The 22,427-nt window shown below is 64.3% G+C and carries 28 protein-coding genes and 2 pseudogenes; 18 read left to right on the top strand and 12 right to left on the bottom strand.

Going from position 1 to position 22,427, the window contains the following annotated elements:
* Nucleotides 1-65 precede the first annotated feature (65 nt).
* Complete coding sequence (locus APQ99_RS08770) at nucleotides 66-1,292, bottom strand: methionine adenosyltransferase (RefSeq protein WP_136361464.1); 1,227 nt, start codon at nucleotides 1,290-1,292, stop codon at nucleotides 66-68.
* A 66-nt stretch (nucleotides 1,293-1,358) separates the two neighbouring features.
* Nucleotides 1,359-1,970: a class IV adenylate cyclase gene (gene cyaB, locus APQ99_RS08765; protein ID WP_010902939.1), complete on the bottom strand. Its 612-nt coding sequence runs from the start codon at nucleotides 1,968-1,970 to the stop codon at nucleotides 1,359-1,361.
* Between the two features lie 112 nt (nucleotides 1,971-2,082).
* Between cyaB and APQ99_RS08760 the strand changes: the two genes are divergently transcribed.
* The 14 genes from APQ99_RS08760 (at nucleotide 2,083) to hflX (ending at nucleotide 12,493) form a co-directional block, all read left to right on the top strand.
* Complete coding sequence (locus APQ99_RS08760; protein ID WP_010902938.1) at nucleotides 2,083-2,274, top strand: DUF7511 domain-containing protein; 192 nt, start codon at nucleotides 2,083-2,085, stop codon at nucleotides 2,272-2,274.
* Nucleotides 2,275-2,334: 60 nt separating this feature from the next.
* Complete coding sequence (locus tag APQ99_RS08755; RefSeq protein ID WP_010902937.1) at nucleotides 2,335-3,246, top strand: FKBP-type peptidyl-prolyl cis-trans isomerase; 912 nt, start codon at nucleotides 2,335-2,337, stop codon at nucleotides 3,244-3,246.
* A gap of 233 nt (nucleotides 3,247-3,479) precedes the next feature.
* Nucleotides 3,480-4,307, top strand: a complete 828-nt coding sequence (locus APQ99_RS08750; RefSeq protein WP_010902935.1) for a hypothetical protein — start codon at nucleotides 3,480-3,482, stop codon at nucleotides 4,305-4,307.
* A gap of 52 nt (nucleotides 4,308-4,359) precedes the next feature.
* Nucleotides 4,360-4,575 (top strand): hypothetical protein, encoded by a 216-nt coding sequence (locus APQ99_RS08745; protein WP_010902934.1) that lies wholly within the window; start codon nucleotides 4,360-4,362, stop codon nucleotides 4,573-4,575.
* Between the two features lie 36 nt (nucleotides 4,576-4,611).
* Nucleotides 4,612-5,034, top strand: coding sequence for an RNA-binding protein (locus APQ99_RS08740; RefSeq protein WP_010902933.1), 423 nt, complete (start codon nucleotides 4,612-4,614; stop codon nucleotides 5,032-5,034).
* Between the two features lie 64 nt (nucleotides 5,035-5,098).
* Nucleotides 5,099-5,860, top strand: coding sequence for an Lrp/AsnC family transcriptional regulator (locus APQ99_RS08735; protein ID WP_148889174.1), 762 nt, complete (start codon nucleotides 5,099-5,101; stop codon nucleotides 5,858-5,860).
* 76 nt (nucleotides 5,861-5,936) lie between these two features.
* Nucleotides 5,937-7,550, top strand: coding sequence for a TrkH family potassium uptake protein (locus tag APQ99_RS08730; RefSeq protein WP_010902931.1), 1,614 nt, complete (start codon nucleotides 5,937-5,939; stop codon nucleotides 7,548-7,550).
* Nucleotides 7,550-7,750: a hypothetical protein gene (locus tag APQ99_RS08725; protein ID WP_010902930.1), complete on the top strand. Its 201-nt coding sequence runs from the start codon at nucleotides 7,550-7,552 to the stop codon at nucleotides 7,748-7,750. Before APQ99_RS08730 ends, APQ99_RS08725 begins: the two co-directional genes overlap by 1 nt.
* Before the next feature lie 44 nt (nucleotides 7,751-7,794).
* A complete protein-coding gene (locus tag APQ99_RS08720; RefSeq protein WP_010902929.1) occupies nucleotides 7,795-8,463 on the top strand; it encodes a potassium channel family protein in 669 nt (222 codons plus the stop codon).
* Nucleotides 8,464-8,575: 112 nt separating this feature from the next.
* Nucleotides 8,576-9,274, top strand: a complete 699-nt coding sequence (locus tag APQ99_RS08715; RefSeq protein ID WP_136361687.1) for an RNase P subunit p30 family protein — start codon at nucleotides 8,576-8,578, stop codon at nucleotides 9,272-9,274.
* Nucleotides 9,258-9,860 (top strand): class I SAM-dependent methyltransferase, encoded by a 603-nt coding sequence (locus tag APQ99_RS08710; protein WP_136361463.1) that lies wholly within the window; start codon nucleotides 9,258-9,260, stop codon nucleotides 9,858-9,860. The genes APQ99_RS08715 and APQ99_RS08710 overlap by 17 nt, the downstream gene beginning before the upstream one ends.
* On the top strand, nucleotides 9,857-10,351 hold the full coding sequence (locus tag APQ99_RS08705; protein WP_010902926.1) for an Rpp14/Pop5 family protein: 495 nt from the start codon (nucleotides 9,857-9,859) through the stop codon (nucleotides 10,349-10,351). Before APQ99_RS08710 ends, APQ99_RS08705 begins: the two co-directional genes overlap by 4 nt.
* Nucleotides 10,352-10,411: 60 nt before the next feature.
* Nucleotides 10,412-11,137 (top strand): ribosome assembly factor SBDS, encoded by a 726-nt coding sequence (locus APQ99_RS08700; protein ID WP_010902925.1) that lies wholly within the window; start codon nucleotides 10,412-10,414, stop codon nucleotides 11,135-11,137.
* 48 nt (nucleotides 11,138-11,185) lie between these two features.
* The gene (gene hflX / locus APQ99_RS08695) at nucleotides 11,186-12,493 is read left to right on the top strand and encodes a GTPase HflX (protein WP_010902924.1); all 1,308 of its coding nucleotides are present in this window, start codon (nucleotides 11,186-11,188) and stop codon (nucleotides 12,491-12,493) included.
* A 1,117-nt stretch (nucleotides 12,494-13,610) separates the two neighbouring features.
* Here the strand turns inward: hflX and APQ99_RS08690 are convergent.
* The 5 genes and pseudogenes from APQ99_RS08690 to APQ99_RS08670 form a co-directional block, all read right to left on the bottom strand.
* A complete protein-coding gene (locus APQ99_RS08690) occupies nucleotides 13,611-14,267 on the bottom strand; it encodes a hypothetical protein (RefSeq protein ID WP_136361462.1) in 657 nt (218 codons plus the stop codon).
* Between the two features lie 238 nt (nucleotides 14,268-14,505).
* A complete protein-coding gene (gene moaC / locus APQ99_RS08685; protein WP_136361461.1) occupies nucleotides 14,506-14,994 on the bottom strand; it encodes a cyclic pyranopterin monophosphate synthase MoaC in 489 nt (162 codons plus the stop codon).
* The gene (locus tag APQ99_RS08680) at nucleotides 14,987-16,423 is read right to left on the bottom strand and encodes an NAD(P)H-hydrate dehydratase (RefSeq protein WP_136361460.1); all 1,437 of its coding nucleotides are present in this window, start codon (nucleotides 16,421-16,423) and stop codon (nucleotides 14,987-14,989) included. Before APQ99_RS08680 ends, moaC begins: the two co-directional genes overlap by 8 nt.
* Nucleotides 16,424-16,613: 190 nt before the next feature.
* Complete coding sequence (locus APQ99_RS08675) at nucleotides 16,614-17,123, bottom strand: hypothetical protein (protein WP_136361459.1); 510 nt, start codon at nucleotides 17,121-17,123, stop codon at nucleotides 16,614-16,616.
* Nucleotides 17,124-17,185: 62 nt separating this feature from the next.
* Nucleotides 17,186-17,392 (bottom strand): annotated as a pseudogene (locus tag APQ99_RS08670) (IS66 family transposase); the annotation flags it as partial.
* A gap of 161 nt (nucleotides 17,393-17,553) precedes the next feature.
* On the opposite strand from APQ99_RS08670, the gene APQ99_RS08665 reads away from it, so the two are divergent.
* Together APQ99_RS08665 and APQ99_RS08660 are read left to right on the top strand one after the other, a co-directional pair.
* Nucleotides 17,554-18,354 carry a hypothetical protein gene (locus APQ99_RS08665; RefSeq protein WP_136361458.1) on the top strand — a complete coding sequence of 267 codons (801 nt, stop codon included), beginning with the start codon at nucleotides 17,554-17,556 and terminating at the stop codon, nucleotides 18,352-18,354.
* 24 nt (nucleotides 18,355-18,378) lie between these two features.
* Nucleotides 18,379-18,566: pseudogene (locus APQ99_RS08660) on the top strand (IS6 family transposase); the annotation flags it as partial.
* Between the two features lie 43 nt (nucleotides 18,567-18,609).
* Here the strand turns inward: APQ99_RS08660 and APQ99_RS08655 are convergent.
* Nucleotides 18,610-19,503: a hypothetical protein gene (locus tag APQ99_RS08655; RefSeq protein WP_136361457.1), complete on the bottom strand. Its 894-nt coding sequence runs from the start codon at nucleotides 19,501-19,503 to the stop codon at nucleotides 18,610-18,612.
* A gap of 64 nt (nucleotides 19,504-19,567) precedes the next feature.
* Nucleotides 19,568-20,473 (bottom strand): DNA-3-methyladenine glycosylase family protein, encoded by a 906-nt coding sequence (locus tag APQ99_RS08650; protein WP_010902918.1) that lies wholly within the window; start codon nucleotides 20,471-20,473, stop codon nucleotides 19,568-19,570.
* 84 nt (nucleotides 20,474-20,557) lie between these two features.
* On the opposite strand from APQ99_RS08650, the gene APQ99_RS08645 reads away from it, so the two are divergent.
* Nucleotides 20,558-20,941 carry a DUF555 domain-containing protein gene (locus APQ99_RS08645; protein ID WP_010902917.1) on the top strand — a complete coding sequence of 128 codons (384 nt, stop codon included), beginning with the start codon at nucleotides 20,558-20,560 and terminating at the stop codon, nucleotides 20,939-20,941.
* Between the two features lie 75 nt (nucleotides 20,942-21,016).
* Here APQ99_RS08645 and APQ99_RS08640 read toward each other — a convergent pair whose 3' ends face one another.
* The gene (locus APQ99_RS08640; RefSeq protein WP_010902916.1) at nucleotides 21,017-21,259 is read right to left on the bottom strand and encodes a UPF0058 family protein; all 243 of its coding nucleotides are present in this window, start codon (nucleotides 21,257-21,259) and stop codon (nucleotides 21,017-21,019) included.
* A 141-nt stretch (nucleotides 21,260-21,400) separates the two neighbouring features.
* On the opposite strand from APQ99_RS08640, the gene APQ99_RS08635 reads away from it, so the two are divergent.
* A complete protein-coding gene (locus APQ99_RS08635) occupies nucleotides 21,401-21,799 on the top strand; it encodes a translation initiation factor IF-2 subunit beta (RefSeq protein ID WP_010902915.1) in 399 nt (132 codons plus the stop codon).
* Nucleotides 21,800-21,803: 4 nt separating this feature from the next.
* Here the strand turns inward: APQ99_RS08635 and APQ99_RS08630 are convergent, their stop codons facing one another.
* A complete protein-coding gene (locus APQ99_RS08630; protein ID WP_010902914.1) occupies nucleotides 21,804-21,986 on the bottom strand; it encodes a DUF7836 family putative zinc-binding protein in 183 nt (60 codons plus the stop codon).
* Nucleotides 21,987-22,129: 143 nt separating this feature from the next.
* On the bottom strand, nucleotides 22,130-22,414 hold the full coding sequence (locus APQ99_RS08625; RefSeq protein WP_010902913.1) for a DUF357 domain-containing protein: 285 nt from the start codon (nucleotides 22,412-22,414) through the stop codon (nucleotides 22,130-22,132).
* Nucleotides 22,415-22,427 lie beyond the last annotated feature (13 nt).

The following is a 22,427-nucleotide window of genomic DNA, read 5'->3' as shown; positions in this document are numbered from 1 at the left end:
GCCAGTCCGCGAGTAAACACCTATCGGTCCCCACTGAAGAACACTCGCAGACCGGGGGTGCGCGCTCAGAACGTGGTGCGTTCGCCGTCGATGACGCGGCGCGTGAGGTCCGTGACCGACGCGAGTTGCGCGTCGACGATGCGCTCGATCTCGGCGTCGACGTCGGTCACCGCGGTGCCGTCCTCGGTGACGACTTCCACGTCCGCGACGTGGGGCTCGTCGATCGGGCGGCCGATCTGTGAGAGCAGTCGCACCCGGAGGTCGCGGATGCCGTCGACCTCGGCGACGACCGCCTCGGCGATCTGCGTCGAAAGCAGGTTGTAGATCTTCCCGATGTGGTTGACCGGGTTCTTGCCGGACGTGGCTTCCATGCTCATGGCGCGGTTGGGGGTGATGAGGCCGTTGGCCCGGTTGCCGCGGCCGACGCTGCCGTCGTCGCCCTGCTCGGCGCTGGTGCCGGTGGTGGTGAGGTAGATCGAGCCCGACTCGTAGTCGTCGGCGGTGTTGACGTGGACGGTGACCTCGCGGTCCGTGTGCTCGGTGGCGAGATCGAAGACGTGCTCGCGGATGGCTTCGACCTGGGCGATGTAGGCGTCCATATCCGGCACGTGCGCGTCCACGAGCGCGGCGGCGATCGTGAGGTCGATGTGGTCGTCTTCGCGTTTCCCCATCACTTTCACGTCCTCGCCGACCGCGGGCGTGTGCTCGGCGTACGGCCCGTTCAGCGAGCGCTCGGCTTCGAGGACGATGCGCTCGGTTTCGGTGAGCGGGGCGTGGCCGACGCCGAACGACGTGTCGTTGGCCATCGGCACGGCGGGGCCGTCGTCGTCGTCGGTGAACACGTCCTGGAGGTCCCCCGATCCCTCGCCGAGCTTGACGTCGACGATCACGTCGGTTTCGAGGTCCAGGTGGGGCAGCGTCTCACGCAGGTACTCGCGGGCGGCTTCCAGGGCGATGGATTCGACCGGGATGTGGTGTTCGGTGCCGTCGGCTTCGACGTAGTGGCTGGTGGCGCGACCGACGACCAGGATGTAGATCGGGTCGATGACGTTCCCGCCGCCGAACGCGGGGGCGGCGTCACCGGCGACGAGTTGGGTCTCGTCGGTGTTGAAGTGGAGGACGTGGCCCACCCGGTCGCGGTATTCCCGGGCGAGGGTTTCACAGACGTGTTCGGCGATGCCGTCGCAGATGGAGTCGGGGTGACCGAGCCCCTTTCGCTCGACGATTTCGACGGCGTCGTCCTCGACTGCGCTGCGGTCGAGAGACTGTACTTGGATGTTCCGGTCAGTCATTGGCTGAGCGTACCCGGTCTCGGTTCGTATAACTTCCGGAAACGGAGACGCCGACAATTATGCGTGCTACGCATTCGACGTGCGGAGGCCGAGATACGACGTGCGGATCTGATCGGTCGGATCCAACCCCAGACGCCGGAGCACCGCGTAGGCGTCCTCCCGAGCGCCGGAAACGGCGTGCTCTGCCTCGACGGTCGTCTCGATCTCGACGTACTCGCCGACGTCCTCGACGGCATCCAACAGCACAGTGAACCCCTCGAAGTGGTGTTTCGTGCGGAGCTTCCGCACCACCGCGGCCGACTCGAACCCGAGTTGCTCGATGATGGCCGCCATCTGTGCGTCGTCCCCGACCGCAGTCTCGAACTCCTCGCGGGTCTTCGACTCGGCCTCGACCAGCGGCCCCTTGTACGTGACGCGGGACTCGCCGTCGGCGCGCGCCGGCCCCGAAAGCACCGCATCGATGTCCGCCGTGAGGTCGTCGCCGCGCTCGAACCCCCGCGCAGCGGTGGCGACGCGCCGCAACCGGAACGCCTCATCGGTCTGCTCGAAGGCCCGGTGGGGCGCATCGTAATACGTGTCCGCCTGCGCAACCGTCGTGTGCTCGGCGGCATCCACGTCGGCAAGCGCCGCCCGAACCGTCTCGTACTCCCCCGGAACCTTCACTTCGACCTCATACATACGTTCGTACTCGGCACGCTGATTCAAAAAGACCGACGCTTCCCGGTCTCAATAGCCGTATAGTCCACTCCTAGCAGCGTTCAAGAGCACTGGCGGCACACACCGAGACGACATGGCCGCCAACAGCCCCACATGTGAGTCCCGCCCCACCGCAGGTTCACCGCTGCAGCTCACCGTTGTCCGGTACAGCGACGACGCCGACCGCGCGACGGTCACACCGGTGTCGGTCGTCGACGGCGACGTCACGACCACGTGGCTGTCAGTTGACGCGGGCGCTGTCGTGTCGTTGGCCGACGCCCGCTGACCGTCTCGCTCACCGGTTCGAAACGTGATTCTTAAGGATGGAACGAGAGTGCGTATTGGTATGAGCGACGAACCCGAGGCCGAGCAGGCCGACTCATCCAGCGACGAACAGGACGGATTCCAGACGGGCGACTTCGTTGAACTGTCGTATACGGCCTACACGGTCGACAGCGAGGAGCTTGTCGACACCACCGACGAGGAGATCGCCGAGTCGGAGGGCGTCGACACGGACGAACAGGAGTTCTCCCCGCGCACGATCGTCCTCGGTGAGGAGCACATCTTCGCAGCCGTCGAAGACGACATCGTCGGGCAGTCCGTCGGCGACGACGGAACCGTTCTCGTCGAGGAGGCGTTCGGCGAGTACGACGAGGACGAGGTCCGAACGGTCAGCGCCAACAAGATCCCCGAAGACGACCGCTACCCCGGCGCACACGTCGACGTCGACGGCGAGCACGGCCACGTCGAAGCCATCATCGGCGGGCGCGCCCGCGTCGACTTCAACCACCCGCTTGCCGGCGAGGACATCGAATACGAGTACGAGGTCCTCGACGAGATCACCGACCGCGAGCAGCAGGCCGTCGGCTTCCTGGAGATGATGTTCGACGTCGAACTCGACGTCGATCTCGTCACCGAGACCGTCGAGGAGGAGGTCACCGAGGAAACCGAGGACGGCGACGCCGAGACCACCACCGAGAGCGTCGAGAAAGAGACCCTCTACATCGAGCAGTCCCCGCAGCTCCAGTTCAACCAGCAGTGGATGATGGGCAAAAGCCAGGTGCTGTCCCAGGTCATCGACATGCTCGACATCGACCGCGTCATCGTCCAGGAGATCATCGACGGCCAGCCCGCCGGTATGCCGGGCATGGGCGGCATGATGGGCGGTGCGGGCGGCGACCTCGGGGACGTCGAGGACGCCCTCGAAGACGCCGACGTCGACGCCGACGAGATCGTCGACGAGCTCGACGACGAGTAACGCCACCACGCCGACTGTCGGCGAACGCGCGCGCCGACAGCCCGCAAAGCGTTTAATGCCCCCGTGAGTGCTGTGGGGTATGGCACGGAAACTCCTGAAGGCTGGTGTCGCGCTGTTGGTGATCGTCCTCGTCTGGAAGCTCTTTGCGGGCGGCGACGCCGAAGACCTCGAAGAGATCGACCGCATCGACTGAGTCGAACCACTTACGCGGCCCCCATTCCTACCGCGAACGTATGTACGGCGTCGTCACGCGGAACGCCGAGGAGCTGGACTGGCCGGAGTTCGAAACCGGGTTCTACGAAGTCAAGGACGTGACCGGCCGCCACGTCGACCCCGTGGAGAACGCCGTCAGCATGGTGTCGTGTTTCGGTGACAACGCCACCGCCGGCACCGACCCCGAGCTCGTTCCCGTCGACGACGACGGCAGGCCGGCGACCCGTGAGCGCCAGTACTTCGACTGGGCGTACATCTGCCCGCTGGCCGAGGACTACCGCAACGGCGTGCTCACCGTCGTGGAGACGTGCAGCGACGTGAGCGGCGACGTTCGACTCGACGACGTGGGGTTCCCGCGGGCGGAGTACTGTCACTGCGATCGCTGCACGGCGGCGTTCGAGGCGTCGGCGTTCGACGACTGGCAGGCGTGGCGCGCGGACGTCATCACGTCGTTCGTCGCGGACGCCGTCGACCGCATCGACGGCAAGACGTATCTCACGCTGTACCCGGATCCCTACCCGGGCCACCTCTACGAGCGGGCGGGCCTGGATCTCGACGCGCTCGCGGAGCTGGTCGACGAGTTCGTCGTTCCGCTGTACGACACCGCCTACGAGACCACGTACTGGATCGAAACCATCGCCGCGGGGTTCGAGGACGCGGTCGACGCGCCGTTCAGCATCGAGCTGTACGCGGTGAACGTCGACATCGAGAACCTGCTGCACGCCGCCGAGGTCGCCGCCGAATACGGCGAAGACGTGTTCTTCGGGTACGAAGCCAGCAACGCCCGGGCGGCGCTCCGCAGGCTGGACGCCGAGGACCGCGACGGCGTGTCGTTCGGGCCGGAGTGAGTCGCCGCCAGTAATCAATTCACTTTTGACTGCTGGGGTGGAATCGGATGCCATGAGCTTCGAGAAGGGCGACACGGTCGTGCTCCACGAGAAACACAGCGACTACGACGGCGAGGAGGGCGAGATCACGCAGACCGCCGAAACGATGTTCGGCGACGTGAACTACACGATCAGCTTCGAAGACGGCCAGGAAGCCGGCGTTCCCGAGGACAGCCTCGACCTCGTCGCGGAAGCCGACGACGACGACGCGGAAGCCGACGCCGAGTAACGAGTCTTTTACGCGTCGGCGGCGTACGCCGCCATCATGAGTGAGGTTCCGTTCCACTACATCGATCTCCGCGTGTTCTGCTACGACACGGAGGCCGACTCCCGGGTAGCGGACGCGCTGGGGCATTTCCTCCCGGAGGACGTCGAGATCGAGCGCACGGACAGCGAGGGGCATCTCGGCGACCGCATCGGCGTGCTGTCGACCCGCGTCGAGCGCGCCGACGACATGCGCCACGTGCTCGACCAGCTCCGGGACGGCGCTGATATCGAGCAGATCCGCGACCAGCTCGACGAGCGCGTCGACGACAACTGCTCGCTGTTCGTGCACCTCGACAAGCAGGCGGCGTACCTGGGGGACGCCCAGCTCGGGGACGGCATCTCACTGCGCGCGAAGGTCGAAGCCTACCCCGCGAAGAAGGACGCCGCCGTCGAGAACGCGCGGGACGCGCTCGCGGACTAGGACCCGGTCGGTGGCCGGCCCCTGATCCAAACTGGTTATCCTCCTCGACGTGGAGGGAACACGTATGAGCGACCGACTGGACGAGGTAGACAAGCGAATCCTCTACAACCTGGTTCGTGACGCGCGCAACACGTCCGCCCCCGACATCGCCGACGAGGTCAACGTGTCCACAGGAACGATCAGAAACCGGATCACACATCTCGAAGCGGCGGGGATCATCCGCGGCTATCACGCGGTCGTCTCGTACCCACAGGTCGGCGGTCGGCTCACGAACCTCTACATCTGCACCAGCCCCGTGCCCGACCGGGATCGGCTGTCCAAACAGGTCGCTGAGATCCCCGGCGTGGTGAGCGTCCGCCAGCTGATGAAAGGGCGCAGCAACCTCCACGTCACGGCTGTCGGCGACGACATGCAGGAGCTCACCCGGATCGCGAACGACCTGTCGGCGATCGGGCTGGACATCGAGGAGGAGAACCTGCTCCAAAGCGAGGAGATCCGGCCGTACCACGAGTTCGGCCCCGACGACTCCCAGGACGGACACACGATCGCGGATTTCATGGAGCTGTCCGGCGGTGCTGAGGTCGTGGAGCTGTCCGTGGCGGCGGACGCCGAGATCGCCGGGCACACGCTGCGCGAGGCCAACGAGCGCGGCGTCATCGAGTCCGACGTGCTGGTCGTTTCGATCGAGCGCGACGACGAGATGTTGACACCGCGCGGGGACACGAGGGTGCGGCCGGACGACCTGGTGACGGTGTTCTGCCGGGGCGGCATCAGCCAGGAGACGCTGTCGGTGTTCGGGAAACGCGGCTCGGCGACGGAGACTTAGTAGTACGCAATTCAGGTGGCCACAAACCCAGTGGAAACCAGCTAGCTTAAATTCCCTGTTCGGCAAGCGAGAAGCCATGGTCGATCGTCTCGGAACAATCGCGCGCGACCTCGGGCGGATGCTTGAGGCGCTGGCCGGCCTCATCTTCGTTTCCGTGCTCGTCCCCCTCGTGTGGGGGGAGTTCTGGGTGGTGCCGGCGATGGTCGTCTCAGGACTCATCCCGCTAGTCGTGGGGCTCACGCTCAGGCGGACGTTCGAGCACGCCGCCGATCCCGGCCGGTTGCATGGCATGATGATCGCTGCGTCGGGGTGGTTTCTGGTCGCCGCGTTCGGTTCCGTGCCGTTCCTCCTGGCCGCATGGACCGCCCAGCTCGATCCCGGCATGCTCGACGTGCCGGCGCGGTTCACGGTCCCGGGAACCAGAACGTTCAGCACGCTTGCCGCGTTCCAGAACCCGCTCAACGGGTTCTTCGAGAGCATGAGCGGGTTCACCGGCACGGGGCTGACGATGGCCGACAACGAGGCCGCGCTGCCCCACACCCTGCAGTGGTGGCGGTCGTTCATCGAATGGGTCGGCGGCGTCGGCGTCATCGTGCTTACCACGGCGATCCTCGCGCGACCCGGCAGCGGCTCGCTGACCCTCTACGAGAGCGAGGCGCGCTCGGAGAAGATCCACCCCAGCATCGTCTCGACGGTGCGCACCATCTGGTGGATCTTCCTCCTGTTCACGTTCTTCTCGATCCTGCTCCTCTGGATCGCCGGGATGCCGATGTGGGACGCCATCAATCACGCGATGACCGGCCTCGCGACCGGTGGGTTCTCGATCACGGACAACTCGATCGCGACCTACGGGAGCGCCGCCATCGACTTCGCGCTCATCCCGGTGATGGTCCTGGGGAGCATCGCGTTCCCCATCCACTACCTCGTCCTCCAGGGCGACCTCCGCAACCTCTACACGGACCTCCAGACCCGGTGGGTGTTCGGGTTTTTCGCGCTCGGGACGGCGCTCCTGACGGCGGTCCTCCTCCAGCAGGGGTACTACGTGACCGAGTCAGTCGCCGTTGCCGGCGTCGTGCTGCATGGGTCGGCAGCGACGCTCTTCCAGACGGTCCGGTACGCGTTGTTCCAGTTCGTGTCCGCGGCCTCGTGTACGGGCTTTCAGACGGCGGGCGCGCTGGGGTCGGGGTGGACGGCCCCCGCGCAGTTGACCGTGGCGTTCGGCATGGTCGTTGGGGCTGCCGCCGGATCAACGGTCGGCGGCATCAAGCTGATTCGACTGCTCACGCTCGTGAAAGGCATTCTGTTCCGGATTCGGGGGGTGTTCTACCCGTCGGATGCCGTCCGCACGTTCCGCCTCGACGGGCGCGCGCTCTCTGACACCGAGGCCGCCCAGGAGTTCGAGGAGGCCGCGATCATCACGTTCCTCTGGCTCGTCTTCCTCGGGGTGGCGGCGTTCGTGTTCATGCTCGCGATCCCCATGGGGCCCGACGCGTACACCGTCGAGAACGTCCTCTTCGAGGTCGCGTCCGCGCAGGGCAACGTCGGGCTGTCCTCGGGCATCACCGGGCCGGGGATGCCGACGGTCACGAAGGCGATGTTCCTGTTCAACATGTGGATCGGTCGCCTGGAGATCATTCCGGTGTTGGTGCTCCTGCGTGGCCTGTTCAGCACGCTGGAGGTGTACGACTGATGCGCCTCGATGCGATCCCGGTTATCGGGCCGCTGCTGGCCGCTGGCGCCGACGACCGTGTCTTCGACGCGCTGCTCGTGTTGGGGCCGGTGGTCATCGTGGCCATCCGGCTGCTCGGCCGGACGCCCGTGTCGCTGGCGCTCGCGGTCGCGTACACCGTCGGGTTCGCCGCCTACATCCTCTCCGAGGCCATCCGCTAATTGAGGAGAGAAAAACTTAGCAGGGCGGAGATTTACGATGCAGTATGTACATTATAGTGGTCGGTGCTGGTGACATAGGATCGCAGGTCATCCAACTGCTCACGAAAAGCGCAAACGAGATCGTGGTCATCGAGACCGACCCCGACGTGGCCGACCAGGTGAGCCGGGACTACGACTGTCTCGTGTTGAACGCCGACGCCACGGCGAAGGACACGCTCGTCGACGCCGGCTCCGAGAAGGCCGACGCCATCATCACCACCACCGACCGCGACCCCACGAACATCATGGTGATGCTGCTGGCGGACGAACTCGACATCGAGTCGAAGGTGAGCGTCGTCCAGGACCCCGACAACATGGAGCTCTTCCGCCGGATCGGGGTGAACGTCCTCGAAAACCCCCAGCGCCTGATCGGGGAGTACCTCGTTCGAGCGGTCCAGCGCCCGTCGATCAAGGACTTCATGACGCTCGGCGGGGAGGCCGAAGTGTTCGAAATCACGGTGACCGAGGACGCACCGCTGGCCGAACAGACCCTCCAGGATGCGGACACCAACGGACTCCTCGGGGACGATGTCCTGGTTGTTGCCATCGAGCGCGGCGACGACGTCATCACGCCGCGCGGAGAGACAACGATCCACGCCGGCGACCTCATCACCGCGTTCTCCAAGCACGGCGTGACCAGCAGCGTCATGCAGACGTTCACCGGCTCGGAGTGAGCCACACCGGGTGCTTGACCGGCCGGCTGCGTGGTGTCGCCGGGCGGTGTCCGCCCGCGGGCAACAAGGGAGACCGCACGCGTTTTTACCGCGGGGTCGCCAACGTGTGAGCGTGTACGAGGCGGTGTGCGCCCACCCGGACGGAGACAGCACGGTCGCGCGGCTGGCGGCGACCGCGGCCAGCGCCGGCTACGACGGCATCGTGGTTCGGAACTGGGGGGCCACGAGCGCCGACCCGGACGCGGTCGGTGCGGACACGGGTGCGGACGTTGTCAGGGGGACGACGGTGTCGGTGACGGACCGCGCCGGGGCCAGCGAGCGGATCCGCCGCCGCCGCGAGAACGCGGTGGTGGTGGCGGCGCGGGCGTCGTCGCCGTCGCTGAATCGGTTCGTCGCGGAGTCCGAGCGCGTGGACGTGCTCGCCGCGCCGATGGCCGACGGCGGGGACGTGAACCACGTCATCGTGAAGGCGGCGCGGACACACGGGGTGCGCTTGGAGTTCGATTTCGCCGGCGTGTTGCGGGCCAGCGGGGGCGACCGCGTGCAGGCGCTGCGGGGGCTGCGGAAGCTCCGGGAGCTCGTCGAGCACTACGACGCGCCGTTCGTGGTGAGCGGGCGGCCGGCCAGCCACCTGCACGTGCGGTCGCCCCGGGAACTGGTCGCCGTCGGCGCGGAGATCGGGTTCACGGACGCCCAGGTGCGGGCCGGCCTGCGGGAGTGGACGCACCTGGCGGCGCGGAACCGCCGGCGGCTGTCCGCGGAGTTCATTGCACCGGGGGTCAAACGTGGCCGGTATGAAGAAGACCCTTGAGGAGCACGCCGCGCGCTTCGACGACGTGGCCGCGGCCTACGACGACGACCAGACCCCGGAGTACAACGAGTGTGTGGCGCTGGTGCTGGAGCACGCTGACGCGGGCGGCGCGGACACGGTGCTGGATCTCGGCTGTGGCACGGGCGCGATCGCGCTCGGCCTCGCCGCGGACGCCGGCAGGGTCGTGGGTCGAGACATCAGCGACGGGATGCTGACGCAGGCCCGCGAGAAGGCGACCACACGCGGCGTGGACAACGTCGCGTTCGACACGGGGCGGTTCAGGGAGCCGAACTACGACGGCGACGCCGACGTGGTGGTGTCGAACTTCGCGATGCACCACCTGAGCGACGCCGAAAAGCGCAGTGCGATCGACACCATCGCCGGGCTGAACCCCCACCGGATCGTGCTCGGGGACGTGATGCTGTTCGGGGGGCCGAACCCCGATGCCCCGTTCTACTCGCCGGCAGTCGACGACCCGGCGACGGTCGGCGTGCTCGCCGACGCGTTCACGGACGCCGGGTACGCGGTGACGGCGGTGGAGATGGTCCACGAGCAGGTCGGCGTGCTGGTGGCCGAGACGCGATGAAACACCTCCCCAAGCACGTGCGACCGCGGTGGCGGTATCTCGCCGTCGGGATCGAGGCGTGGCCCGACGCCGGGATCGAGCGCAGCGACTTCCAGCGCGCCCTGTGGTTTGCCGCCGGAAACCTGCTGGGCGACCCCGGCAGCGCCGACGCCGGGGTGCGTGTCGTCGCGTACTCGTTCCGGGACGGCCGCGGGGAGGCGCTGGTGCGGGCGCGCCGCGGGACCGTGTCACGAGCGCGCGCCGCGGTGGCCTGCGTGAGCGCGGTCCGAGAACACCCCGTTCGGGTGTGCGTCCGCGGCGTCTCCGGGACGATGCGCGCCGCCAGGGAGCGGTATCTCGACGGCCTCGACACCCCCGAACGCCGGAGCGATGTCGCCTTCGACGGGGACGCCCGCGATGGCGTGTGCCGCGGGGAGAACGTCGACGTCGTTGCCGGCGACGATGGCTGGGTGGGGGCGCGCCGCCGGGACTGCGGGACGGACGGGGAGTGAGTGCGGTCGGCACCACGGGATGGGAGAAGGTCTTTTGGTGGCCCCGTCGAAGGAGTCAGTATGATTTCGCTTGACGACGCCGTGACCGCACGGCTGGAAACGCACGGCGAGCGCTTCGAGGTACTGGTGGACCCGGACGCGGCGCTGGAGATGCGACGCGACGAGTTCGACGGTGAGCTGACGGACGTGATCGCGGCCCGCGACGTCTTCGAGAACGCCTCCCGGGGCGACCGCCCGGCGGAGTCCGACCTGGAGACGGTGTTCGGGACGACCGAGCCCCTGGAGATCATCCCCGAGGTCATCGGCCAGGGCGAGATCCAGATCACCGCCGATCAGCGCGAGGCGATGCAACAGCGCAAGAAGCGCAGCCTCATCAACACGATCTCGCGCAACGCCATCAACCCACAGATGGACGGCGCACCGCATCCACCCGACCGCATCGAGAGCGCGCTCGACGAGGCGGGGTTCACCGTCGATCCGATGACGCCCGCCGACGAACAGGTCGACGACGCCCTGGAGGCGCTGCGGCCCGTCATCCCGATCCGGTTCGAGGAGATGACCGTCGCCGTCCAGTTGCCCGCCGACTACGCCGGCAGCGGGCAGGCGAAACTCCGCGAGTTCGGCGAACTGGAGCGCGAGGAGTGGCAGGCCGACGGCTCGTGGGTGGGCGTCATCACGTTCCCCGCGGGCATGCAAGACGAGTTCTACGGCCGCGTCAACGAGGTGTCCGAGGGCAACGGCGAGACCAGCGTCGTGAAGGACAAAGACGAGCTGAAGACGCGGTAGGCCGCCGCGCCGGAGGCTTAAGTGCGCCGGGTGCGTACCGTACAGAGAGTGACCGGAGACACCACGGCGACGGCCGTCGTCGCGAAGCGCGTCGACGATGGCACACCCGAGACAGCCGAGATCAGGGATCTCGTCCAGGCTGCGGGCTACGAGTTGGTCGGCGAAGTCACCCAGTCGCGGACCGCGGACCCGGCGTTGCAGTTGGGCGCGGGGAAGGTGACGGAGCTCGCCGAGCGCGTCGCGCGCACCGACGCCGACCGCGTGGTCTTCGACAACCGGCTGGGTCCCTATCAGACGTTCAACCTCGGCCAGGAGCTGCCCGACGGCACCGAGGTCGTCGATCGGTTCCGGCTGATCCTGGACATCTTCGGGCAGCGCGCCAACACCCGGAAGGCACAGCTACAGGTGGAGCTCGCGGAGTTGCGCTACGAGCTGCCCCGCGCGGAGGCCAAAACCAGCCTCGCCAAGCGCAACGAGCGGCCGGGATTCATGGGGCTCGGCGAGTACGACGAGAGCCGCGAGCAGGACATCAAAGCCCGCATTTCGCGGATCCGCGACGAGCTGTCGAACATCGAGAAAACCGAGCAGCAGCGCCGCGAAACCCGCCGGGAGTCCGGGTTCGACCTGGTGGCGCTGGCTGGGTACACGAACGCCGGCAAATCCACGCTGTTGCGCCGGCTGGCCGCCGACGTCGCGGTCGACGAGAACGACGACCGGCATCCGGATCTGGACACCACCGCGGAGTCCCAGGACGACCTGTTCACCACGCTGGGGACGACGACGCGCCGGATGGAGCTGGCGCGGCGGGACGTCCTGTTGACGGACACGGTCGGGTTCATCAGCGACCTGCCACACTGGCTCGTGGAGTCGTTCAAATCCACGCTGGAATCGGTCTACCAGGCGGACCTCGTGTTGCTCGTGGTGGACGCCAGCGAACCCCTGGCGGACATCCAGGAGAAGCTCGCGACCAGCCACGACACGCTGTACGAGCGCAACGAAGCCCCGATCGTCACGGTGTTCAACAAGACCGACCGGGTTGAGGACGCGGCGCTCGCCGAGAAGATGGAGGCGCTGGCGGCGCTCGCGCCGGCCCCGGTCGCGGTCAGCGCCCGAGACGCCAGCAACCTTGAGGAGCTGCGCGAGCGCATCGACGCGGCGCTTCCGGCGCGCGAACGCGAACGCCTCGTGCTCCCGATGACCGAGGACACGATGAGCGTGGTTTCCTGGGTGCACGACCACGCCCACGTGCGGACGGTCGATTACGGCGACCAGGAGGTCGTGATCGACTTCGAGGCGCGCCCGACGATCGTGGAGCGCTCGCACGCGAAGGCCAGCGACCTAGTGGCCGAGGCCTGACTGCCGACTCCAGCGGGCGGGTCTCCTTCGTGTCGACGCCGTACTCTCGACTGGACGGTCAGTAGTCGATTCCCCTGATGAGCGAGGACACCAGGGAGTCGTGGCTCCATGGTCACGCCCGTTTCGGCGACTTACGCCACACGAACGACGAAGCCATCATGTACGTTGAGAGTTGGTCCTCCGTCGCAGAGTAGTTGCAGGCGAACACCGAAGAGTCGACATCGGTGGTATCAGCGTAACCGGATGAATAGTATCTCACTCGGTGCAACAGGAAAAATGTTTACGTTGAAAACTAACTCTGATATTTATGAACAGACGTACCGTGCTTTCCGGAACCGCAGCGGCTATTTCGGCCGGACTTGCCGGCTGTTCAACCTCGACAACCCAACGACTACCCTCGGCAGTTCGTCGGGAAGAGCCGATAGACCGCCCATTTTCCACTCCAGTTGTCGGAGAAAACAAGACGACGGCCGGCGCCGACCAGAACGGAGTCGTGGAACTCCGCGTCCACGTCCACAAAACGCCGGAGCTGCTGATGCTCGTGTCTATTTTCCAACTGAACCCTGGTGAGTCGTACGAGAGTAACGGTTGGAAGTCAACTGGATTCAACGTCGAACACCGCTGGGGAGGAACCCGATACGATGGTGAAGGGGGCCTATCCCGGCGTGCTACGCTGGTACAAGCCCCAACCGACGACGCTGAAACACCGTATCGGATGGCGACCACCGACGACTCAGCCAGGCATGTGTGGCAAGTCCGATGTCAAACGCCGATGGTCAGCGCGACTACCGATATATTCGTGACGGAATTTCCTGTGCCGGAGTCAGCTCAGTGGGGCGATACCTTTACCGTGAAAGTACATGCCGAATTTTCTAACGAACAGCAAAAAGACAGAGTGTGGTGTGAGCTCCCGGTCACATATTCCCCATCCGAGTCGTGACTGTGTTCGACCTGAGACGGATATCTCGCATCTGGTCGAAAAATAGCGAATCGTCGTTTTATTATCGGTACTCGTCGGCGACCGCTGACCAGCCGACAGTCCCGTGAGGTTTGAGTACCGGCGTGGAGACACTGGTATCTAAACTCGTCGCTCCGGGAGGGACCGGTTAATCAGGTTCTAGGGATTACTATAAGTGCTTGCAGGAGTCACCGTATCCGTTCGAGTGTACATGGAATCACTGGGAAGCTCAACCTTCGTCGCCTGCCCGCCGATTTCGTAGGAGTCGACCCCGTCTTTCCAGATCTCACCAAAGGCTAATTTCTGGCTTATGAGGTCGGCGCCGTCTAAATTATCCGCGTACGTCTCCGACATCGAGCTGGTACTCTTAACGTTGTACATACGCCGTCCAGTGTCGTCATCCGCAGTGATCTCTATTTCACCATGCGTGTTGTCCTTCTCGGAGCCGTTATTCATGTCTCTGACCACTGTCCGTCCACGCCCAATCGAGTCCACCTTGTAAATGAATTCGTCCTGAGGGATTCGGATTTTGTCGTACTTCGAAAACAGGCCCGACGCAACGTGTCCAGAGACTACGCCGTAGGTTCTGTTGTGTATTCTCTCGGTAGAGACGGTTTCCTCGGGTTCCTCCTTTTCGAGGTTGATGTCCGTCGTCGTGAACCAGATCTCGTAATCCGTTCCGGCTCGGGAAGGGGTTGAGACTTTGAGGCCTCTTCGACCACTCGCAGCGGTAACGTTTCCTGCACTGAACGACAGTGCCCCTATACTCGTAATCCCTACTTTCTTTATTATCCCTCTGCGTGTAGTTCCTGACATGTGTTCTCGATAATATGACTCAGGACATGAGTGTTTTGTATACGTACGTAACGGCTACAATTTGGGAGAGCGAATACGCGGGCCACACACAGTTACCTGTCAAGTGAGGGCTGCTTTGCGTCACCAACAGCGATCAGAGCGGCGACTCAACGACGGCTCTAAACAGAGCCAACAGGTGGCGGGTTAGCTTTGCGATTGTCAAAATTCTTCTCGGCACCGTTGGTTCCGTGATCCCGACCTACAACTCGTGCTTCTGCTTCTCGACTACCCGGACGTTCTCGATGGCCGTGCCCGGGTACTGGCCGTCGCCGTCCTTCTCGGCGGCTTTCACCATGTCCCAGACGACGTTGAGTCCGGTCGTGACGCCCTCCAACGCCTCCATCTCGCAGCCGGTCTTGCCAGTGGTCTCGACGGCGACCTCCAGTGCGACACGGTCGTCTCGCACGTCGAAGGTCGTGTCGACGTTCGTGATGGGAATCTGGTGGCACATCGGGATCGTCTCCCAGGTGTGTTTGACCGCCTGGATCGCACCCACTCGGGCCGTCGCGAGCACGTTCCCTTTCCCGATGCCGTCGTCACGGACGGCGTCGATGGTCGACTCCGCGAGGTGGAGGTCGCCGCTGGCGACCGCGCGCCGCGCCGTGTCCGGCTTCGAGCCCACGTCCACCATCTGCGCGTCGCCGTCGGCGGTCGTATGCGTGAGGGCGTCGTCGTCGCCGTCAGGCATCCTGGCCACCCCAGATGGCGGCGGGCAGCGCGTCACAGATGTCGGTCGCGAGCAGTCCGTGCCCGCGGGCCTCAGCGGCGCGCTCACCGGCCCCACCAGTGGCGTACGCGGCAGCGCTCGCGGCCTGGATGGGGGGTTGTGTCGCGAGCATCGCGCCGGTTGCGCCCGCCAACACGTCGCCCGTGCCCCCGACGGTCATCCCGGGCGTCCCGGATCTGTTGACGCGCGTCGTGTCACCGTCGGAGAGCACGTCTCGCGCGCCGGTCACCAGCAGCGTCTGCCCCAGTTCGGCGGCGAACCCTTCGACGGCGTCCCGGGACGGCTGCGAGCCGTCAACAGTCGGGCCGCCCATCGCCTGCAGCTCTCCCCGGTGGGGCGTGCACACGAGGGTGGCGTCGGTCTCCACGTCGGGAACAGCCGTGAGGGCGTCGGCGTCGACGACCGCGCGCCCCTCGAAGGCCGCGAGGAACGCCGCGACGGCGGCCTGCGTGGTGTCGGCGTCGCCGAGCCCGGGCCCGATCACGACGGCGTCGGCGTCCTCGGCGCGCGCCAGCAGGTCGGGTACGTGTTCCTCGACGAGTCGCGTCCCGATCACGCTGTCGACGATGAACGTCTCGTCGAACCCCTGGACTTCGGCCGCAACGGCGTCCGGGACGGCAAGCCGCACGAGGTCAGCGCCGGCGCGGAGCGCGGCCTGCGCGCAGAGCGCCGGCGCGCCGGTGTACGGGCCGCCGCCGATCACGAGCACGGACCCGGCGTCGCCTTTGTGTCCGTGGGGGTCGCGGTCGACCCCCAGCAGGTCGCCCGGCCCGACGACGGTTTCAGCCGCCTCTGGAATGCCGATGTCGGCGACGGTGACGTGGTCGTGGTCGGCCAGCCCGGGTGTGGTGTCGTGGAACGTGACCACGCGGTCAGCGTCGACGGCACTCCCGGGCGTCGCGCCCGTGTCGGCGTCCAGCCCGGACGGCACGTCTACGGCGACGGTGGGGGCGTCCGTGGCGTTGATGCGTTCGATCGCCGTCGCCTCGGGCTCCCGGGGCGGCCCCGAGATCCCCGTTCCGAGGAGCGCGTCCACGACGACATCGGGGTCGTCGAGCGCGAGGGCGTGGGCGTCGCGCACTGCCGTGGTGTCGTAGCCGCCGGCCTGCAGGGCGTCCCAGTTCGCGCGGCTGATCCGGTCGTTGATCGACTCGGGGCGGCCGAGCAGGCTGACCGACACCGCGTAGTCGTCGAGGAAGCGCGCCGCCGCGAACGCGTCGCCGCCGTTGTTGCCGCGGCCGGCGACGATGGCGACGCCCGCGCCGGGGTCCGCGACGCGTTTGACCGCGCGCCCGACGGCGTGTCCGCTTGACTCCATGAGCTGCGCCCGGGGAACGCCGAGCGCAGCGGCGTTGCGGTCGACTGCTGCCATCCGGTCGCTTGAGATCACGCCCGACTGTTCGGCGGCCGCGCTAAAAGAGTGTGGTGTCGTCAGACGGGAGCGGCGATTCAAACCACATCCAGATGCTTCCTGAGAATCTAACCCCCTGTCCGTTGTGACCTGTTTTTGACTTGGGGGGTGTTCCCGATTATGAGTGAAATATGCCGGACGGTCTGATCGGATACCTACAACTAATACGTCATTTCGTCGGAATATGGATGAGGCCAAAATAATCGCCTATATACCACAATATAGCAAGAAAACCACAAAACGCTGTGAAGAACCGCATTTCGCGTGTTGAAAATAGGCCATAAAGTGGCTTAATGTCGTACGGCATGAAGGGATACATCAAGGGGTGGTGAAATGCATCAATTGTTACATGGATCATCGATCCGAGAAAAGCAGCAACAGCAATTCTCGTCACTGAGACCCGCTGGTGAAGGCCCATTGACTCCATCAGTTTGTCTAACTCAGGCCGGATCAGTACCATGCCTATGGTTAGGATCATAGAGAAGAGTATTGCACCGAGATATGTGTGCATCCAGCTGTGCCTCGGACCTGGCCAGAGTCCAAACACAACGAGAGCAGCTCGCCAGTCAATGAGCACGTTCGCTATCACAAACGTGGGAAAATCAATATACTTCACCAATAGCAGTCCAAATAGAAGCCCGGGGCCGAAATGAAATAGTGTAAATGGCATGATAGTCATCACAATGTCGTTTTGATATTTAGATCTGCTGTATATGTGTCACCTACGTGTATGATAATTCATGGGTTGTGTCCCTGCTGGCGCCACGTCGCCGTCAGAGACAAGACATTCCCGCAAACGAACATGCCCCGGTCGTTCTGGGGTGTTCCGATGATTTCCGTAACAAGACCAGCTCACGACGTGCATTCTCTGCGGCATCATTCGCCGGGGAGCCAGTGATCGAGCACACCTTCCACCTTCCCAGAAGGTGTTGCCACTAGTCCGTCGGGATGGTTTCCGCTGCTCGGAGACATCCCTGAGAAGACATATCCAATCCCGACTGACAGGTTATGTGTACCTCACGTGCCACCATCTACGAGACAGTGGCGAACTCAGCCAGAGCTGAACACGTACGAATCGTTTATATGTTGTGATATTCAGTTTGAAGAGTATGAATCGAGACAAGTTATTGAAATTGGGATTAGTAATTGTTCTCTTCTTAGCTGTTTCAATATTTATTGAGATCGGAATGATCGGTTTTTTGAACACAGACACTGCTGGTAAGGGAGGTCCTACGATATTCGGTGGCGGGACAGGCCATTATACTGAAAACATTCCTGAGTTTGGTACATATACGGTAACTATTATTGGAAACGGAACTAGTGTAAATAGCTCGTACGTTGTCAGTGCTAAGGTAAATTCAACTGACACGCGCTCACGATACAATATTCAAACTTTTGGAAAACAATATGAAATATACTATGATGGGAATGATTCGTATTTGAACGGACCCGATTCCGATCGTAATGTGTCTATGTTTGATGGTGATATTGTCACTGCCAACCCAGCAGGAATATCATCATATCTACCTAGTGAGGTACAATATGACTATATTGGTCCAGGATCCATAAGCGGGACCTCTGTCTCTCTGTTCGAAACTACAGACCCTCCAAATCCAGGACGATCTATCGAGATATACGATTATAGCAGTAGAGATAAGCTAGTTTACAATAGTAGTGAGATTGAACAATCTTCGTTTAAAGTTTATGTCGCTAAAGGGGATATAGTCCGTCGGATCGAACTCAACATCACCCTTACAAATGGTGAATATATTGAGAACACAATAACATTTTCAGATCTAGGAACGTCTAACGCTAGTAAACCATACTGGCTATCTCAAGATAATTTAACGTCATTCAGAGATCTTACAGGATCGACTGAAAGATCGTGTTTAGTTAAGGGTGAAAAGTGAGGCAGGAGAATGTCTTGCTGGTCTATGGCAGAAATCACCCGCCTCAGTGGTCATAGAGGGTGTATTTTGTGGAGCGTGAACGGACACCCGAGTGGATAGCGGCGCAGGGTATTCAATCGCACATCACGGGACTGTCGCTGGCGAATGCCGTCGAATCACTCGAAGATCTGGGTGTCCAACGCAGCCGGACGGCGGTCCACGATCGGGTGCAGAGTTTCGCTTGCTGGCACACTGCGCCAAACTGACCACCACCCGTCAGACCGCCAGCGTCGTCAGCGGCGGGGTGTCGGCTGTGGTTTCGAGCACCACAGTGTGGCCGTCCTGGCTGATGACCGGGTCGGCGAGTGTGGCGTCGGCGGCCGCAACCAGTCGCCGTGTCTCGCCCACCGACAGGTCCGCTGCGTCCGAGACCGCGCCGTACTGAAGGCGCGTGTCGGCGTCGTCACGAGTGGTCACCGAGACACCGACTGCCGAGGCGTGCGCCAGGAGTGCGTCGAGTGCGCCGGGGATGTCGTGGAGCGCAGCCCGAACCGCGGGACGGGCGTCGGCGCTCAGCGACGCGTATCCGACGGCGTCCCCGGAGAGCGCGTCCCGTAGGCCGCCGAACGTGTCCGCGTCGCCGTCGAACCCGGTCGACGAGCGCGCCGCGTCGATGTGTGCGTGCGCCCGGGTCAGCGACGGGGCGTGACCCACCCGGATCGCGGCGTCGCTGATCGAAACCGCGTGTGTCGTGTCGGTTCCCTCGAACCTGGCAGCGTCGGCGTCGCGCGCTGAAACGTCGGTGAGCGCGGTGTCGGCACGCGCCTCCGACCGGACGGCGGCGGCATCAAACGATCCGTGGACGGTCAGACAGCCTGCAACGTGTTCGGGCGACCGCGCAACGCCGGCCGTGACGTGCGTGCTGTCGCTCGCTGTGATCGAGTCGTAGCGCTGAGTGATGCTGCGCAGCCTGTTGGTAACCGTCTGCGGGAGGGCGACGTGGCTGCGAACGCCGGGCACGGCGGCGCCAGCCGCAACCACGGGCGCGTCGGTGACGGCGCGTGGGTCGTACAACTCGCGAGTTGGGGCTGCCGCAGCGGGCGCGCTCGTGACGAGGGGGACAGCGGCGAGCGCGCCGACGGTCCGCAGGAGGCGTCGTCTGGAGGGCATTGCGTTGATTTATGTTTCAACTAAAATATGTGCTGTGGTTCGGCGTCGGGGCTGTCTGGGCCGCTCATTCGGTCGGTTCGGGGGCGGATCCCCCGCTGCGAAGGTAATGGAACAGATACGTCTGCGTGTAGCCGGCGTGTGGTCCGAGGTGTTCCCGGAACGCCCGCGAGGTGTCCTCGTAGCGCCCGCGCTCGCAGTCGGGGTAGTGATCCTCGATGGCGGTCTGCATCCACGTGTCGAGGGGTACGGCGGCGAGATAGCCAAGCGAGAACAACAACACGCAGTCAGCGACCTTGTTCCCGACGCCCACGAAGTCGGTCATTGTCTCGCGCGCCAGCTCGTACGCGCGGCCATCGATATCCCGCTTCGTGAGTTCGCCCGACGCCACCATCGCAGCAGTCCGCTGGACGTAGGGGGCGCGGTAGCCGAGCTTGAGATCGCGGAGGTCGGACTCCGTGGCGGCCGCCAGTGCCGACGGCTCGGGGACGCTATAGACCGTCTGGCCGTCGAACGTGATCGGCGTGCCGTACTCCCGGCGGAGCCGTTCTTGCATCTCGAAGATCCGTTCGACCCGCATCTGGGCCGAGCAGATGAACGAAACCAGGCAGCCGAAAAACGGGTCGCGGACGATCCGGAGACCGTCGTAGGCGTCCCACGCGGCTGTGATGAGGGGGTCGCTGCGAGCGGCACCGCGAACGGCGTCTAAGTCGTCGTGGAGGCCGAGCGCGTCGCGAACGATGGGGGCAGCGTCGGTCGTGCCACGCCACTCGATTGCGGTTGCGGTCTGGCGGACGTCGATGACGTCGTCGTCGATGACGGTCCGGTACCAGGCGTCGCCGCCCGAGAGGCCGTCGGTGCGGTAGGTGTCACCGTCGGGACGCCACCACAGGTAGGTTTGCCCGCTTTCGAGGGTGGCTTGCACGTCGACGGCACCTGGCACGTCGTCGAGAGGAATCGCCCCGCGTTCCATGGCCGTGTTCGGTGATCCCGACGAAAGGCCCCATCGATCCGGGCCAAAGTTCTTCTATAATGGTTGCGAACGTCACACGTGAGCATGGATTGTAGGGTGGTCGTCGAGGCTGCAGTCCCAGTGTACGACGTGCAGTCCACCGACGAAGCGGTACGCATCGCCATCTCGAAGACGGGCGAAATGCTGAACCCGGATCTGAACTACGTCGAGATAGAGATGGGGTCGCGGTCCTGTCCGCACTGCGGGACGGACACGGAACCAGCGTTCGTCGCTGCCGACGAGAGCCTCGTCGCGCTTGAGCTCTCGATGACGGTGTTCAACGTCGAACGCGACGAGCACGCCGCGCGCATCGCGCGCAAGGAGATCGGCCAACGCCTAGCGAACATTCCCCTGGCGGTGCTTGAGGTCGACACCGTCACGGACGACGACACCCAGGAGTCGACCGGTGGGGACACCGAGACGGCGTAGCACCGGCCATCGGCGGCGCAGTGGCTGTCGGCTGGCGTCGATAGAGCGCCGACGTGGATCCGTCGTGCGTGGAGATCAGTCCGCAGAAGCGGGAACAGCTTCGGTCTCGTCGTCTTCGGTTGCCATCGTGGATGTGATACCGCCGGCGAGCGCAAAGACAGCGGCCTTGTGGTCGGTCTTGGATTTGTGGATCGAGGTCGGCCGTACGCCGAGGTCGTTGTAGTCGGTCAGGTCAACGTCCTCTGCTGCGTTCTCCTCGTAGTAGTTGCTGACCTCGGCGAGAAGGCCGTGAAGGTGGATGAGCTCCTGCTTCTTCATGACAACACGTCCTTACGGTCACGGGGTTATAGTATTATCCTGAGAGGCATTCACACGGCCGTGTGTGAACGCGAGTGAGGTTGTAACGCGTTTCTGGGTCGTCCTGAAACCCTTTTGTGGTGGCCACCACTTCCGAATGGTATGGACTACGAAGAGCAACTCGACCGCGCAATGGACGAAAAGCCCGACGTCACGGGCAGTGAAACCCGATTCGAGGTCCCCGATCCGAACGTCAGAAAGGAGGGCAACGTGACGGTGTACGAGAACTTCCAGGCGACGCTGGACGCGCTGAGCCGGACACAGGATCACGTCCTGAAGTTCCTCCAGAACGAAGTCGGGACGAGCGCCAGCATCGACGAGAGCGGGCGCGCGCGACTCACCGGTGAGTTCGGCCAACGGCGGGTCTCGGACACCCTAGACGCGTACGTCGAAACGTACGTCACGTGTCCCGAGTGTGGGCTTCCGGACACCAACCTAGAGACCGACGGCGACACGATACAACTGCACTGCGAGGCCTGTGGCGCGCGCTCGACAGTGTAGGGCGCTACTGGAGGTTTTTGAGGGTTTCGAGGTCGCGGTCGGTGCGTGCGAACAATGCCGTGCGGCGCGTCGCGTGACAGCCCGGACAGCTGAAATTGTCGGTGTGAGCGGGCAGCTCGCTCGGCGTGCTCTCCCAGCTCTTCGAACACTCCGGACAGGACAGCTGCACGAACGCCTCGTGTGGCATACGTAGTCGTGGGCGCGACAGCGCCAAAAGCTTTGTCGCCACTCTCGGCGCGCGACAACACGCGTGGTGTTGGGACACGGTGGGGAACGCCAGGGCAGCGACCGCTCGCAGCAGGGTGGTGTTCGGGGCCGCCGTCGCGGTGGCTACACGGTGAACAACTCCCCGGCAGCGGGCACATCGAACAGCCCGATCCGCGCGCCGGCGTCGAGCCACGCGTGCCCGTAGGAGAACGCTGCCAGCGCGTTCACGGGGTCGTCGTGCGCGCGGAAGTGCCGGCCGTCTTCGAGGTAGGATTCGGCCATCTCGAAGTACTCGGCGGCGGCTTCACCCAGCGGCGACCCGGCGGGGGGAACGGGATCAGCGGCGGCCAGTGCGTCCGCAAGCAGGCCCTCGTAGCGGTCGGTTTTCTCCGCGAGATCGGCAGCCATACTGGCGTCTGCG

Source organism: Halobacterium salinarum DSM 3754, from assembly GCF_008124605.1.
In the GTDB taxonomy this organism is placed as follows: domain Archaea; phylum Halobacteriota; class Halobacteria; order Halobacteriales; family Halobacteriaceae; genus Halobacterium; species Halobacterium salinarum.
The sequence above is the reverse complement of the archived record's forward strand: the minus strand, read 5'-3'. Positions and strand labels throughout refer to the sequence as shown.